This window comes from Streptomyces sp. GbtcB7 (assembly GCF_019091445.1).
Lineage (GTDB): Bacteria > Actinomycetota > Actinomycetes > Streptomycetales > Streptomycetaceae > Streptomyces > Streptomyces mirabilis.
In genome coordinates this window covers 1-267 of the sequence record NZ_JAGXJM010000313.1, presented here as the reverse complement: position 1 = coordinate 267, position 267 = coordinate 1, and the positions used below count along the sequence as shown (strand labels likewise).

At 64.8% G+C, this 267-nt stretch carries 1 pseudogene; it reads left to right on the top strand.

Features of this window, described 5'->3' with window-relative positions:
* Positions 1-169 precede the first annotated feature (169 nt).
* Positions 170-267 (top strand): annotated as a pseudogene (locus KVT44_RS59760) (TetR/AcrR family transcriptional regulator); the annotation flags it as partial.

Here is a 267-nt window from a genome sequence, read left to right as displayed (position 1 = left end):
GGCACCGATGATCGTGACGTCAGTGGTCATGGTGGTTCCCTGCCTGTCGCAGCCCGCCGGGCGGGCACCCGGCAGACTCTCTCTGGAACGTCGTTCCAACACAGCCTGGAACGACGTTCCAGAGATGTCAAGCTGGAACACCGTTCCAGACCTGTGCCAGGATGTACCCATGGCAACCAGGACACGCCGGCCGGAACGACGCGAGGAACCGCTCTCCCGCCAGCGCATCGTCGAAGCCGCGATCGGACTTCTCGACACCGCCGGCGA